We start from the raw sequence: 13,479 nt of genomic DNA on the forward strand, positions 1-13,479 counted from the left end.
CACCTCGGAAGACGATGGGCGGAGGACTCAGCCGCTCTTGCGGCGGAACTCCCGCTTGGTGACCGCTCCGTGCGTGCCCTGCACGGCGGAGTGGCCGTCGAGGTGCGCCTGCCCCGAACGCTGCTGGCCGTTCTTCTTCTCCAACGCTTCCTTGAATTTGCGCTTCATGTCGTCGGATGCCGCGGCACCCGAGGTCTCGTCGGTACTCATGCCTCCACCCTAGGGAGGTGACGGCGACATGTCGCGGGTCAGACGTGCCTGACGCGCTGCTGCAGGCGGGTGCGGATGTCGAACAGCTCGGTACCGCCCACCTCGCGGCCCCCGGTGATCCCGCGGCGCAACAACGTCGTGAGCGCGCTGCGCGTGACCAGCGCCACGGGCGTTCCGCGCACCTTCCCGAGCTCGGTGATCGCGTCGAGCACCGCGTCGTCGGGCAGGACGACCATCGCGCCGCTGAAGCGGACTCCGGCCGCCCGAGCGATCACGCGAGCGCGCGACACGAGCTCGGTCACGGGCGAGCCGATCACATTCGGACCGGTGATCTCGCCGCGGCGGACCCCCACCGGTCCACCGAAGTCCTCGCTCAACAGGGCGTAGAGACCGCTGGGCCCGAGCACGAGATGGTCGAGCTTCTGCTCCGGGTCGCGCCCGTCTCGATCGGCGAACACGTCGTGCCACACCGTGTAGCCCATGCCCAGCTCCGAGACGAGACGCGCGGTCTCCTCCTCGGCGAGCGCGTCGGCGAGGATGTGCCGAATCTCGGGCGGAGCCGAGCGCACGAGTGCCGGATCGTAGGGATCGGGGATCTCGACGCCGCGCCCCACCCACTCGCGGATGAGTCCGAGGTACCGCTCACGACGCCACCCGCCCGGCTGGCCGTGGGAGCGTGCGCGTGGACGCGTGTCGGTCGGACGGGCGGGAGCGGATGCCGACACCCCGCCGCCCCATTCCCCGGGCGCCGTCCCGCGGCCCCGGTCGTAGGCGCTGCGCGCCTCGGGCGTTCCCACGAGTTCCCACGCGCGCTGCACCTGGACGAACAACGCGGCGTCGCCTCCGGTGTCGGGGTGCGTCTCGCGCAGACGCACGCGATACGCGCGGCGCAGACCATCGTCGTCGATGTCGGCCGCGACACGGAGCACCTCGTATGCCGAGGACGACATGGGACTGTCGAACACGTACGTCATCCGTTCTGCCGCGCGGATGCGGCGCCACTCAGGCTAACTCGGCTCAGCTGTGCAGGATCCGGACGTCGAGTTCACGCCCGCCTCACCACAGCGCGGGCTCGGGCGCGTAGGCGAAGGCCTCGGCGACACGCTCGGCGGGCAGCTCGTCCAGTCGCGCAGGAGACCACGACGGAGAGCGGTCCTTGTCGACGACCTGCGCGCGGATTCCCTCGACGAGGTCGGGCTGCGTGAAGGCGAACCACATGACCAGGCCGTACTCCTGCGCGAGCGCCGCCCGCAGCGAGGGCAGCTCGCGCGCCCGGCGGACCGCTTCCAGCGTGACCGCGACCGCGGTGGGCGCCGACGACGACAGCAGCTCGGCCGTCTCGCGCGCCTCGGCCTCGGGACGTCGACGCAGGCGATCCAGGATGCCGAAAACGTCGTCGGCCGCGAAGGCGTCGTCGACCCATTCCCGGGCGTCCTCGAGTCGCGAACGCTCCGTGGTCTCATCGAAGAGCAGCACCAGCTCGGTGGGGCTGGAGGGGTCGGCGCGGTTCTCGAGGGCTTCGTAGAGCGCCTCGAGGTGCGCACTCGGCACCAGGTGGTCGGCGAAGCCGGCGTACACCGCGTCAGCGGCATCCATCGTTCCTCCGGTGAGTGCGAGATATTCGCCGAGACGGCCAGGGGCGCGACCCAGCAGCCACGATCCGCCCACGTCGGGGGTGAATCCGATGCGGGTCTCGGGCATGGCGAGCTTCGAGCGCTCTGTGACGATACGGATGGCCGCGTGGCCGGCCAGGCCTATGCCGCCGCCCATACACACACCGTCGGCGATTGCGACCACGGGTTTGCGCGAGATCGCGATGCGATGGTCGAGCGCGTACTCCTCGCGGAAGAAGGCGTGCACGTCGTCGGTGCGGCCGCCCGTCACCATCTCGTGGAGCGCGCGCACGTCACCGCCGGCGCAGAAACCGCGCTCACCGGCGCCGTCGAGAAGGATGACGTCGACATCGGTGTCGTGCTCCCAGCGGTCGAGCGCGAGGTTCAGCGTGCGGATCATCTCGAGGTCGAGGGCGTTGATGGCCTTCGGTCGGTTCAGCGTCAGATGGCCGAGGCCACCGCGCCCCCCGACCAGGACGCTGTCGGCGACGGTGTCGCCCGCGCTGACGTCTTCGGTTCGCTGTGCGTGCACGGTGCCACGTTACACAGCCCGTCCACCGTGCCATCGGCTGTGGATAACTGTGTTTTCGCCCCCGGATCGGGGAAGATGGAAAGAACGCTCGCAGAACGAAAGGTGCCGTATGCCCGACGGACAGGTGCTGGAGCTCGCCGGGCTCACCAAACGCTTCGGCTCGGTCTCCGCCGTCGACGATCTCTCCGCCCGCATCGAACCCGGGCAGGTCACCGGCTTCCTCGGTCCCAACGGCGCCGGGAAGACCACCTCACTGCGCATGCTCCTGGGGCTGGTGCGCCCCACCTCGGGCACGGCGACGATCGGCGGCAAGAACTTCAGCGAGCTGTCGTCGCCGCTCCAGACGGTCGGAGCCGCTCTCGAGGCCTCCAGTTTCCACCCGGGCCGTTCCGCGGCGAACCACCTCAAGGTGTACGCCCGCGCCGCGGGCCTGCCGACCTCGCGCATCGACGAGGTGCTGGGCCTCGTGGGGCTCGCCGACGTCGCAGGCCGACGGGTCGGCGGCTTCTCTCTCGGCATGCGCCAGCGCCTCGGACTCGCCACGGCGCTCCTCGGCGACCCCGGGGTCGTGGTGCTCGACGAGCCGTCCAACGGTCTCGACCCCGAAGGCATCCGATGGATGCGCTCGCTGCTGCGCCACCTCGCGGAAGAGGGCCGCACGGTCCTCATCTCCTCGCACCTGCTGGCCGAGGTACAGCAGACGGTCGACGCGCTGCTGATTATCTCGCGCGGCCGCCTGGTGTTCCAGGGCGGTATCGAGGACCTCGCCGACCCCGACGAGTTCGCCACCGTCGTCGACTCCCCCGACCGCGCGGCCCTGTCGCGCGTGCTCGATGAGCGCGGCATCGACTACCAGCTGCTGCGCAACGGCTTCACGATCCGCCACCACGACCCGGTCGAGATCGGCGGACTGGCCGCGGGCGCGGGGATCGCCCTGTCGAACCTGCAGAGCAAGGGGGCGAGCCTCGAAGACATCTTCCTCGAGCTCGTCAGCGGCGTGCGCGTCCACGAGAGCGCGGGCGCGGTTCCTGCGGTCGAATCGGTACCGGATGCCGAGCCCTCGACGCCCCTGACGGGACTCGACGCTTTCCCAGCACCGACCGGTGAGCCCGCGCCGGCCGTGAGCCACGACGCGCTCTCTGCGGAAGCGCCGACCGCCCACGACGACACCCGTCCTTCGACCGCCCTCGTCGCGGTCCTGACCCCTCCGCGCACGTTGCGCACCGAGGCCGAGGCGCCCGAGGCGGGTCCACGCCCGTCGTACGCCGTCGCCTCGACCGGTGTGATCGACATCGTCGCGATCGCCGGGTCCGACGGCCAGGCCGCGGGTCGCGCCGACCAGGCCGCGGGCCCGCCCGCTAGTCAACCCGACGGACAGCCCGCCGAACAGCCCGCCGCTCAGGAGGTGCAGCGATGAGCCTCGTCGCCGCCACACGCTCGGAGTACACCAAGCAGTTCAGCACCGCCGGTTGGTGGGTGCTCGCGATCGTGCTCGTCGCCTACGTCGGGTTCACCGCCGCGGCCCTCGCCTTCGTGTTCGGCGGGCTCGCCTCGGGCGAGCTCACGGGGGCGAACGGTCCCGCGATGTCGAGCGCCGGCGTTCCGCCTCTCGTCTACAGCTCGGCCACCGCGGTGGGCTACGTCTTCCCGCTGCTCATCGGAACGCTCATGGTCACGACCGAGTTCCGCCACAAGACGCTGACCCCGACGTTCCTGTCGACCCCGCGCCGCGGCGTCGTCCTCGTCGGCAAGTTCGTCGTCGGCATCGTGGTCGGGCTGCTCTACGGCATCCTGGGTTCGATCGCCGCCGTCGCCGCCGGCGCGGGCGTGCTGAGCATCTTCGGTATCGACGCCGAGCTCGGCTCCTCCGACACGTGGGTGCTGATCGGGCGCATGCTGCTGGCGTTCGCGCTCTGGGCCCTGGTCGGCATCGGCGTGGGCACGGTCGTGCGCAATCAGGTCGCCGCGATCGTCATCGTGCTGGCCGTGACCCTCTTCATCGAGCCGATCGTTCGTACCGTCGGCGGGCTCGTCGAGGGCTTCGGCGATGTGGTCAAGTGGTTCCCGAGCGCCGCGAGCGACGCCCTGGTGGGGCAGACGATCTTCGGCACCATGGGCACGGGCAGCAACAGCGCACTCGAGTGGTGGGCCGGGGGGCTCGTGCTGCTGGGGTACGCGGTCGTATTCCTCCTCATCGGCCTCGTCACCACCTGGCGCCGCGACATCGACTGAGCGGGGCGCACCCGCGACGAGTGCGCTCATCGTCCCCGCATTTGGCCGGCTGCTCCGGGGTCGGTGAGAATCAACCGTGCTCGATGGACCGGTGATCGCCGAGTGGCTCCCCGTCTCGGTGGCCGCCCTCGTGCTGCTGTTGATCGCCGCGGGAGTCGCCGGCTGGGTCGACGCGGTGGTCGGCGGAGGCGGGCTCATCCAACTTCCCGCGCTCGTCATCGCCGTCCCGAAAGACGTCGCGACGCCATTCATCCTCGGCACGAACAAGCTGTCGTCGTTCTTCGGAACGCTCTCGGCGAGCTGGGTGTACCTGCGCAAGATCAGGGTGCAGCTCGTCCTGTTGATCCCCCTCGTGGCGGGGGCGTATGCGGGTTCCACCGCCGGCGCCGCGCTCTCGCGGTTCGTCCCCCGCGAGGTGCTGACCCCGATCGTTCTCGTGGCCGTGATCGCCGTCGCGCTGTACACCCTGCTCAAGCCCCGGATGGGCCTGCACCACGAACCGCGCCATGACAAAGCGGTGGCCATCGCCTGGCGCGCGGCGGCGATCGGTCTCGCGGTCGGGTTCTACGACGGCATCCTGGGTCCGGGCACCGGCTCGTTCTTCGTCATCCTCATCGTGAGCGTGCTGGGGTATGGCTTCTTGCAGGCGAGCGTCAACGCCAAGATCGCCAACCTCACCACCAACCTCGCCGCCCTCGCCGTGTACGGCGTGCACGGGGAGATCCTGCTCGTGCTGGGATTCGCGATGGCGGCGATGAACATCACCGGAGGCTTCATCGGTGCCCACATGGCGACCCGACGCGGCAGCGGCTTCGTGCGGATCGTGTTCCTCGTGACGCTGTCGATCCTCATCGTCAAGCTGGCGTGGGACACCGTGGTGCAGTTCACGTCCTAGCGCTGGCTCGCGGAAGCCGCGTCTCAGGCGTCGTGGTACCCGTTGAGTGTCCAAAACACCCGGGCGCTTGAAAAATTTGTCCGGGTGTTTTGGACACTCAACGAGCGGAGGGGGCGCGGGTGCCGGCGGGCGACAGCCCGAGCGTGGGCGCTGGCCCGCGCGGGCGTCAGCGGACGATGTCGGCGACGTTCTCGGGTTCGGATGCCACGTCGAGACGCAACGCCTTGAGCAGCGCGACCCCGTGCTTCGTCGTCAGCACCAGGCGCTCGAACTCGTCGTGGCCCGAGAGGTCGATGACGACACTGGGCTTGCGGCCTCGGATGATCACGAAGTCATTGCCCCCGGCCGACTTCCAGGTACCCGCGCCCACCGCGACCGGCAGGTTGATGCCGGGGTTCGGCACGCCGCGGATCCAGGTCCACGCGTCGTCGGTGAGCTGCACCCGTTCGATGTGCTCGCGGGGGACGACGATGTTGCTCTTGCGGAAAGACATCGCACGCTCGGTCGGCGAGAGCACGACCTCGAGCTGCGTCGAGTCGAGCAGCAGGGTCACCATGCCTTCCATCCTGCCAGCGTCCGGCGGCACCGACGGGCCCCTCACCTCACAGGAGCGCAACGATCGCGCGGGGTCCGCCGCCGCGACCCGGATGTGGGAGCCACGGGATAGCCTGGACAGATGAGCACGGGCAGCGTTGCGCCGCGAGTCGCACCGGCCCGAGGCGCCTCGATCGACGACCTTCTGGCAGCGATCTCGGCGGGTCACCGCCCCGACGTCGACGAGACCGAGGTCCTGCTGGCCGCCCCGCTCCCCGCGCTCTTCCGCGTCGCCTCGGCGTTGCGCGACGAGGGTCTCGATCGCGCCGGACGCCCCCGCGTCATCACGTACTCGCGCAAGGTCTTCGTGCCGCTCACGACTCTCTGCCGCGACCGGTGCCACTACTGCATCTTCGTCGACACCCCCGGTCAGCTCGCTCTGCTGCGCAAGCCCGCGTACATGAGTCCCGACCAGGTGCTCGCCGTCGTGCGCCAGGGCCAGGCCCTCGGTTGCAAAGAAGCACTGCTCACGCTCGGCGACCGCCCCGAAGAGCGCTGGCCCGAAGCGCGCGCCTGGCTCGATGAGCACGGCTTCGCCTCGACCATCGACTACGTCGCCCACGTGGCCCGGCTCATCACCGCCGAGACCGGCATGCTCGTGCACGCCAACCCCGGCGTCATGCACCCCGACGAGCTCGCTGCGCTCCGCCCGGTGTCGCCATCGATGGGCATGATGCTCGAGACCACCTCGCGGCGCCTGTACGAAGAGCCCGGACAGGTGCACTTCGGCTCCCCCGACAAAGACCCGGCGCTACGCCTGAAGGTCATCGACGACGCCGGCGTCGCCGGCATCCCGTTCACGACCGGCATCCTCGTGGGCATCGGCGAAACCGTGCGCGACCGTGCCGAGTCGCTCGTCGCCCTGCGCGAGATCGACGATCGCCACGGTCACGTGCAAGAGGTCATCGTGCAGAACTTCCGCGCCAAGCCCCGCACGGCCATGCAGGGCGCACCGGATGCCGACATGCACGACTACCTGGCGGCGGTCGCCGTCGCACGGCTCGTGTTCGGCGCCGACATGCGCATCCAGGTCCCGCCGAACCTCTCCGACCCGCGCGAGCTGGGGCTGCTGATCGAGGCGGGTATCGACGACTGGGGCGGGGTCTCGCCCCTCACCGCCGACCACGTGAACCCCGAGCGCCCGTGGCCGCAGATCGACGACCTCGCCGCCCAGACGGCGACCCGCGGTTTCGTCCTGCGCGAGCGTCTCACCGCGCACCACGAGTACGTCGTCGATGCCGCGCGCTGGATCGACCCGGGGCTGCACGAGCCGGTTCGAGCGTTGGCGGATGCCACAGGGCTCGCGGCCGACGTGATCCCGCGGGGGACGAATCCCCGCGCGACGAGCACGGATGACGCCTCGACGGGAGGAGATTCTGCAGAGGGAGGACCCCTCTCCGCCGAGGCATCCTCCCGTCGCGGATTCTCCTCCGCTCACGGGGGCGCCTCCGGCCGCGACCCCGGCGTGAAGCGGCTGGCCGAGCGGGCGGCATCCCGAGCCTCCGATCTCGACGACGACGACTGGGTACGACTCCTGCGCGCCGAAGGCGCTGAGCTCGACGAGCTCACCGCGGCCGCCGACGACGCCCGCCGGTACACCGTCGGCGAACCCGTGACCCTCGTGCAGAACCGCAACCTCACCTCGACGGGGTTCCGACGCGGCGGCCGCACGGGCATCGGCGAGTTCGACCTCGAGGACGCAGCGGAGATCGCCGCCGACGCCGCGGCCCTCGGTGCCACCGAGATCTGCATCCAGGGCTCGCTCGTGCCCGCCGAAGACCCCGGTGCCTACCTGGACCTCGTACGCACGGTGAAGCGCGCAGCTCCCGGCATCCACGTCCACGCCTATCGCCCCGCCGATGTCCGTGACCTGGCCGAGCGCGGTGGTCTCGGTCTCGACGGCGCCCTCACCGCGATGCGCGAGGCCGGGGTCGACACCGTTCCCGGTACGGGCGTGAAGATCCTCGACGAGCGCGTGCGCGCCCTCGTCGCACCGCTCGACCTCGAGATCGACAGGTGGATCGAGGGGATCACCGCGGCTCACCGCTCGGGGTTCCGCTCCACCTCCGTGCTGTTCTACGGCCACGTCGAGACCGCCGGGGAGCGCATCGCGCACCTGCGACGCCTGCGCGAGATCCAGGCCGAGACGGGCGGCTTCGCGGAGTTCGTGCCGATCCCCCTGCCCGGCGGCGATGTCGCGCTGGTCGAAGGCCGTAGCCCGGTCGACGAGCACCGCGCGATGGTCGCCGTGTCGCGTCTCACCCTGTCGGGGAGCATCTCGCACGTGCAGATCCCGTGGACCCGCGTCGGGCGCGAGACGGCCGCCGTGCTGCTGCGCTCCGGCGGAGACGACCTGGGCGGAACGCTCTACGACGGACGCGTCCTGCCCGATACCGGTATCGAGCAGGGACGCGAACTGCCGGTCTCCGTGGCCGAGCGCGTCGCGCGAAGCCTCATGCGTCCCTTCCGGCTGCGGACGACGGACTATCGGGTGGCGGTGGCGCTGCCCGACCCGTCCGCCCCGTACATCGAAACGAGCGGGGCCACCCGCTTCTCCCTCCCCTCCGACGGGCCGCGCACGTGAGGATCCTCGACGCCGCGATCGTCGGGGCAGGGTTCGCCGGCCTGGCCATGGCCGGCACCCTCCGCCGCGCCGGACGTGACGACTTCGTCGTGCTCGAACGCGCCGACGACGTGGGCGGCACGTGGCGCGACAACACCTACCCGGGTGTCGCCTGCGACGTGCCGGCACACCTGTACAGCCTGGCCGCCCACCCGAACGCGCGATGGTCGCGCACCTTCGCCCCCGGCGGCGAGATCCAGGCGTACCTGCGCGGCGTCGCCGAGCGCGAGGCCCTGGGCGATCGACTGCGGCTGCGGACCCCGATGCTCGGAGCGCGGTGGGATGCCGACGACGCGGTGTGGCGCATCGACACCGGTGCCGAGGCGCTCGTCGCCCGCTCCCTCGTCCTCGCGTGCGGTCGCCTGACCGAGCCGAACGTCCCCGCCATCGCCGGGCTCGAGTCGTTTCCCGGGCCGCTGTTCCACTCGGCCCGATGGGATCACGACGTCGACCTCACCGGCAGGCGGGTCGCGGTGGTGGGTACCGGCGCGAGCGCCGTGCAGCTCGTGCCCGAACTCGCCCGCACCGCCGCCCACGTCACCCTCTTCCAGCGCACCCCCGCGTGGATCGTTCCGCGCGGAGGCGGCGACATCCCGCCCGCCGAGCGCGAGCGTCTCGCCGACAACCCGGGCGCTCTCGCACGCCTGCGCGCGCGGCTGTACGCCGAGGGTGAGGGGCGTTTCGCGTCGCGCTCCGGTGACGCCGTGGCATCCATCGCCGCCCGTGACCTCGCACTGCGCCACCTGCACGCGCAGGTCGCCGACCCCGCGCTGCGCGCGGCGCTCACCCCCGACTACGCCTTCGGGTGCAAGCGCGTGCTGCTGTCGGACGCGTTCTACCCCGCGGTCGCCTCGGACGCCGTCACTCTCGAGCCGACGGCCCTCTCGCGCGTCGACGGCTCCACGCTCACCGCCGCCGGCGGAGCGACTTACGAGGCCGACGCGCTCGTGCTCGCCACCGGATTCGCCGCCGCCCAGCAGCCCTACGCCGATCTCGTCCACGGTGAGGAGGAGTCCCTCGCCGCGCACTGGTCGGAGGGCATGACCTCGTTCGGGTCGACCGTCGTCGCGGGTTTCCCGAACCTCTTCGTCCTCAACGGCCCCAATGCCAGCCTCGGACACAACTCCGCGGTGCTCATGGCCGAGGAGCAGGCCGCGTACGTCGTGCGGGCGCTCGCCGAGCGTGATCGTCGTCCCGACCGGGTGCTGCGCGTCCGCCCCGAGGCCGAGGCGGACTACACCGACGAGATCGCCGCCGCCGCGGCATCCACCCCCTGGATGACCGGCGGATGCCGCAACTGGTACGTCGACGAGCGCTCGGGGCGGCTGACCCTGCTGTGGCCGGGCACCGTCCAGGCGTTCCACGAGCGGCTCGCCGGCACCGACGGTTCGGAATTCGAACCCGCGCACAGCCCCGTGCGCGGCTGATCCCCAAGGAGACAGTTCATGAGCGTTCCGCTGAGATTCGGTTACAAGGCCTCGAGCGAGCAGTTCGGGCCGAACGAGCTGCTCGAGTTCGGCGTGCTCGCCGAGAAGGTGGGCTTCGACTCCGTCTTCCTCTCCGACCATCTGCAGCCGTGGATGCACGACGGCGGCCACGCCCCCAACGCCCTCCCCTGGCTCGGTGCCCTCGGCGCGCGCACCGAGCGCGTCATCATCGGAACGTCGGTGCTGACCCCCACGTTCCGCTACCACCCGGGCGTCATCGCGCAGGTGTTCGCGACCCTCGGCGTGATGTATCCCGGCCGCGTGGTGCTCGGTGTCGGCACCGGAGAGGCGTTGAACGAGGTCACCCTCGGTCTCGAGTGGCCCGAGCCGCCGGAGCGCTTCCAGCGGCTGAAGGAAGCCATCACGATCATCAACGAACTGTGGGCGGGCGAGCGGGTCACCTACGAGGGCACGTACTACTCGGTCAAGGACGCCACGATCTACGACCGCCCCGAGCAGAAGGTGCCGATCTACATCGGCGCCTCGGGCCCCGCCGCCACGCGCCTGGCCGGCCGCATCGCCGAGGGCTACATCACCACGAGCGGCAAGGATCCCGAGCTCTACACCGACAAGCTCCTCCCCGCCCTCGACGACGGCCTCGCCAAGGCGGGCCGCACGCGCGACGACGTCGACACCCTCATGGAGGTGAAGGTGTCGTACCACCCCGATCACGACACCGCGATGGAGAAGACACGCTTCTGGGCGCCGCTCGCCCTCACCGCCGAAGAGAAGATGAGCGTCCACGACCCCATCGAGATGCAACGGCTCGCGAACGAGCTGCCGATCGAGCGGGCGGCGTCGCGCTTCATCGTCTCGACCGACCCCGACGAGCACGTCGAGCGCATCGCGCAGTACGTCGACCTCGGCTTCCGCCACCTCGTGTTCCACGACCCGGGCCACGACCAGGAGGAGTTCCTGCGCATGTACGGCGAGGAGATCCTCCCGCGCCTGCGCAAGCGCTTCGCCTGAGGCGGGCAGCGCGGGCTGGGCGGGAGTGCTGGGCGCCGAAGTCGGAGCGGGGCGCGGCGTCCGCACCGGCACCGTTCACCGAGATGACCCGCGTGCACGTTTCGCGGCACCCCGCCACCCCCGAGCGGAAATGTCGGGGGTTCGGCACACAATGGAGGCGATGAGCACCCCTGACACCTCCGGCTGGACGATCCTCGTCCCGGTGAAGCCCGCCGCGGTCGGCAAGACGCGTCTCACCGACGTCGGCACCGACCGCGAGGCGCTCGCGCGCGCCATCGCGCTCGACACCATCGCGGCAGCAGCCGCGGCCGACCTCGTATCGCGCGTCATCGTCGTCACCGACGACGAGGGCGTCCGCGCCGAGTACCGGCGGTCCCGCACCGTCGAGGTCGTGCCCGAGGGCGACACCCGCGGCCTCGACGCCGCCATTGCTCTGGGGGCAGCCATCGCGGGTGTTGGTTCGCCCCGCGCCGCCCTGCTCGGCGACGTGCCCGCCCTGCGGCCCGCCGATCTCGACGCCGCGCTCGAGCTCGCGGCATCCGTCGAGCGGGGTCTGGTCCCGGATGCCGAGACTACCGGCTCCACCCTGATCACCGCTCGCGCGGGAGCCGTGTGGGTCTCGGCCTTCGGCCGCGACTCGGCCGCCCGTCACCGCCTGCTCGGCTGCACCGACCTCGCCGTCGCGCGCGACTCGACGCTGCACCGCGACGTCGACACCGCCGCGCAGCTGTCCGAGGCCGTAGCGCTGGGTGTGGGCCCGCGCACGTCGGCTGTGTTGGCGGCGGCTGCGGCCTGAGCGCCGCGCGACGCGGGAGCGCGCGGCACTCGAATTCGGTGCGATTCTCCGATTCCGCGGCCGTCTGAGCTTGTGTCAGGCCCGCAGCGCCGCCTCGGCGATCGCTGCCGACGACTCCTCGTCGCGCATCCACAGCGGCGTCACCACGGCCCGAACTCCCGCCGCCTCGACCTCGGGCGCCGCGGCCGCATCCTCTTCGGCCACCAGCCACGCGTCGAGCATGCCGCCCGCCGACCGCGCGCCGTAGTGCCGCGCGACGGCCGCGGCCGAGGTCTCGACCCCGATCGCCGTCAGGCACACGTCGGCCATGCCGCGCACGACCCGCCCGCCGATGATCGGCGAGACGCCGACGACTTTCGCCGACGTCTCCCGCACGGCATCCCGAATCCCAGGCACAGCCAGGATCGGCCCGATGGACACGACGGGGTTCGACGGCGCGATCAGCACCACGTCCGCCGACACGATGGCATCCGTCACGCCCGGCGCGGGTGCGGCATCCGCTATCCCCGGGTTCTCGAAGGCGAGCGGGGTGAGCTTCGCCCGGTGGCGCGTCCACCACTCCTGGAAGTGCAGACGCCCGCCGTCTTCGAGCAGCACGTGCGTGTCGACCTCGCTGTCGGTCATGGGAAGCATCCGGATGCCGAGCGGCCACCGCTCCGCCATGCGCGCGAGCACCTGGGTCGGAGTGAGGCCGTCCCGCAACCAGCCGGTGCGCGCGAGATGTGTCCCGAGGTCGAGGTCGCCGAGGGTGAACCACGGCCAGCCCGCGCCCCACGCCTGGAGTTCCTCGTTGACGCGCTCGGTGTCACCGGCGCGGCCCCAGCCGCGCTCGGTGTCGTTGACCCCGGCGAGGGCGTAGGTGATCGAGTCGACGTCGGGTTGCAAACGCACACCGGAGAGCCACAGATCGTCGCCCGTGTTGACGATGACCGTGGCCTCGGCAGCGCCCAGCCGACGAAGGGCGGCGCGGACGCCGAGGGTGAACTTCGACCCGCCGACTCCACCGGCGAGCACGACGACACGGGGCTGGGGAGGACGCATTGGTTCAGTCTTTCACCCGGCGGGGACATGAGACTTCTCACATCTTTGACCCAGGTCATGGACTCGGGGACTAGCATCACCCGAGTGACAGACCTCTTCTCTTCTCGCGAGGCCGAGGCGGCTATTGCCCGGATCGAGCAGCAGGTGGCCGAAGCGCAGACGCGGGCAGCGCAGGCGCAGCAGGTGCAGGCCGACATCGATGCGGTTCGGGCCTCGGCGACCTCTCCGCGTCGCGAGGTCACGGTGACCGTCGACGCCGCGGGGCGTCTGGCCGGTATCCGCCTCGCCGATGCGGCGTACGAGCTGCGTCCCGATGCTCTGGAGCAACTGATCGTCGAGACCGCCGGGCGCGCTCAGGTGCTGGCGGGTGAACAGGCTCTGGAGATCACGCGGGTCGCGTTCGGCGCTGATTCCCCGATCGTCGGTCACCTCGCGGGCGAGCTCGATCGTGAGCCCCCGTCTCAGCCCATGGGCTTCCGGGTCTGAC

The 13,479-nt window shown here is 71.0% G+C and carries 13 protein-coding genes; 8 read left to right on the forward strand and 5 right to left on the reverse strand.

The genetic code is table 11. From position 1 onward, the window contains the following. Positions 1-27: 27 nt before the first annotated feature. From NE358_RS15335 to NE358_RS15345, 3 genes are all read right to left on the reverse strand, one after another. Positions 28-210: a DUF5302 domain-containing protein gene (locus tag NE358_RS15335; protein WP_103208115.1), complete on the reverse strand. Its 183-nt coding sequence runs from the start codon at positions 208-210 to the stop codon at positions 28-30. 38 nt (positions 211-248) lie between these two features. Continuing rightward, positions 249-1,175 (reverse strand): DnaJ domain-containing protein, encoded by a 927-nt coding sequence (locus NE358_RS15340; RefSeq protein WP_116239709.1) that lies wholly within the window; start codon positions 1,173-1,175, stop codon positions 249-251. Positions 1,176-1,266: 91 nt separating this feature from the next. Then, positions 1,267-2,355, reverse strand: coding sequence for an enoyl-CoA hydratase/isomerase family protein (locus NE358_RS15345; RefSeq protein WP_103208113.1), 1,089 nt, complete (start codon positions 2,353-2,355; stop codon positions 1,267-1,269). Between the two features lie 109 nt (positions 2,356-2,464). Here NE358_RS15345 and NE358_RS15350 point away from each other — a divergent pair, with 109 nt between their 5' ends. The 3 genes from NE358_RS15350 (at position 2,465) to NE358_RS15360 (ending at position 5,482) form a co-directional block, all read left to right on the forward strand. Continuing rightward, a complete protein-coding gene (locus NE358_RS15350; protein ID WP_289939862.1) occupies positions 2,465-3,772 on the forward strand; it encodes an ABC transporter ATP-binding protein in 1,308 nt (435 codons plus the stop codon). Continuing rightward, complete coding sequence (locus tag NE358_RS15355) at positions 3,769-4,587, forward strand: ABC transporter permease subunit (RefSeq protein ID WP_116239486.1); 819 nt, start codon at positions 3,769-3,771, stop codon at positions 4,585-4,587. The genes NE358_RS15350 and NE358_RS15355 overlap by 4 nt, the downstream gene beginning before the upstream one ends. Before the next feature lie 76 nt (positions 4,588-4,663). Next, a complete protein-coding gene (locus NE358_RS15360; protein WP_141378270.1) occupies positions 4,664-5,482 on the forward strand; it encodes a sulfite exporter TauE/SafE family protein in 819 nt (272 codons plus the stop codon). A gap of 166 nt (positions 5,483-5,648) precedes the next feature. Here NE358_RS15360 and NE358_RS15365 read toward each other — a convergent pair whose 3' ends face one another. Beyond that, on the reverse strand, positions 5,649-6,038 hold the full coding sequence (locus NE358_RS15365) for a hypothetical protein (protein WP_103208103.1): 390 nt from the start codon (positions 6,036-6,038) through the stop codon (positions 5,649-5,651). 120 nt (positions 6,039-6,158) lie between these two features. Here NE358_RS15365 and cofG point away from each other — a divergent pair, with 120 nt between their 5' ends. From cofG to cofC, 4 genes are all read left to right on the forward strand, one after another. Then, positions 6,159-8,660, forward strand: a complete 2,502-nt coding sequence (cofG, locus tag NE358_RS15370; RefSeq protein ID WP_289939867.1) for a 7,8-didemethyl-8-hydroxy-5-deazariboflavin synthase CofG — start codon at positions 6,159-6,161, stop codon at positions 8,658-8,660. Further along, positions 8,657-10,126: a flavin-containing monooxygenase gene (locus NE358_RS15375; RefSeq protein WP_289939869.1), complete on the forward strand. Its 1,470-nt coding sequence runs from the start codon at positions 8,657-8,659 to the stop codon at positions 10,124-10,126. Before cofG ends, NE358_RS15375 begins: the two co-directional genes overlap by 4 nt. Before the next feature lie 18 nt (positions 10,127-10,144). Then, on the forward strand, positions 10,145-11,155 hold the full coding sequence (gene fgd / locus NE358_RS15380) for a glucose-6-phosphate dehydrogenase (coenzyme-F420) (protein WP_116239489.1): 1,011 nt from the start codon (positions 10,145-10,147) through the stop codon (positions 11,153-11,155). Between the two features lie 160 nt (positions 11,156-11,315). Continuing rightward, entirely contained in the window at positions 11,316-11,951 is a 636-nt protein-coding gene (gene cofC / locus NE358_RS15385) for a 2-phospho-L-lactate guanylyltransferase (protein WP_116239710.1), read from the forward strand. Between the two features lie 75 nt (positions 11,952-12,026). Here the strand turns inward: cofC and cofD are convergent, their stop codons facing one another. Further along, the gene (gene cofD, locus NE358_RS15390; protein WP_289939874.1) at positions 12,027-12,992 is read right to left on the reverse strand and encodes a 2-phospho-L-lactate transferase; all 966 of its coding nucleotides are present in this window, start codon (positions 12,990-12,992) and stop codon (positions 12,027-12,029) included. 84 nt (positions 12,993-13,076) lie between these two features. Between cofD and NE358_RS15395 the strand changes: the two genes are divergently transcribed. Next, positions 13,077-13,478 (forward strand): YbaB/EbfC family nucleoid-associated protein, encoded by a 402-nt coding sequence (locus NE358_RS15395; RefSeq protein ID WP_181904632.1) that lies wholly within the window; start codon positions 13,077-13,079, stop codon positions 13,476-13,478. The last annotated feature ends 1 nt before the right edge of the window (position 13,479 follow it).

Source organism: Sphingomonas sp. G5, assembly GCF_052660795.1.

Bases quoted from the DNA above. Each gene is read 5' to 3' on its own strand.
- NE358_RS15335 (WP_103208115.1), bottom strand. From the start codon at position 210: ATGAGTACCGACGAGACCTCGGGTGCCGCGGCATCCGACGACATGAAG.
- NE358_RS15350 (WP_289939862.1), top strand. From the start codon at position 2,465: ATGCCCGACGGACAGGTGCTGGAGCTCGCCGGGCTCACCAAACGCTTC.
- NE358_RS15355 (WP_116239486.1), top strand. From the start codon at position 3,769: ATGAGCCTCGTCGCCGCCACACGCTCGGAGTACACCAAGCAGTTCAGC.
- NE358_RS15365 (WP_103208103.1), bottom strand. From the start codon at position 6,038: ATGGTGACCCTGCTGCTCGACTCGACGCAGCTCGAGGTCGTGCTCTCG.
- cofG (WP_289939867.1), top strand. From the start codon at position 6,159: ATGAGCACGGGCAGCGTTGCGCCGCGAGTCGCACCGGCCCGAGGCGCC.
- fgd (WP_116239489.1), top strand. From the start codon at position 10,145: ATGAGCGTTCCGCTGAGATTCGGTTACAAGGCCTCGAGCGAGCAGTTC.
- cofC (WP_116239710.1), top strand. From the start codon at position 11,316: ATGAGCACCCCTGACACCTCCGGCTGGACGATCCTCGTCCCGGTGAAG.
- cofD (WP_289939874.1), bottom strand. From the start codon at position 12,992: ATGCGTCCTCCCCAGCCCCGTGTCGTCGTGCTCGCCGGTGGAGTCGGC.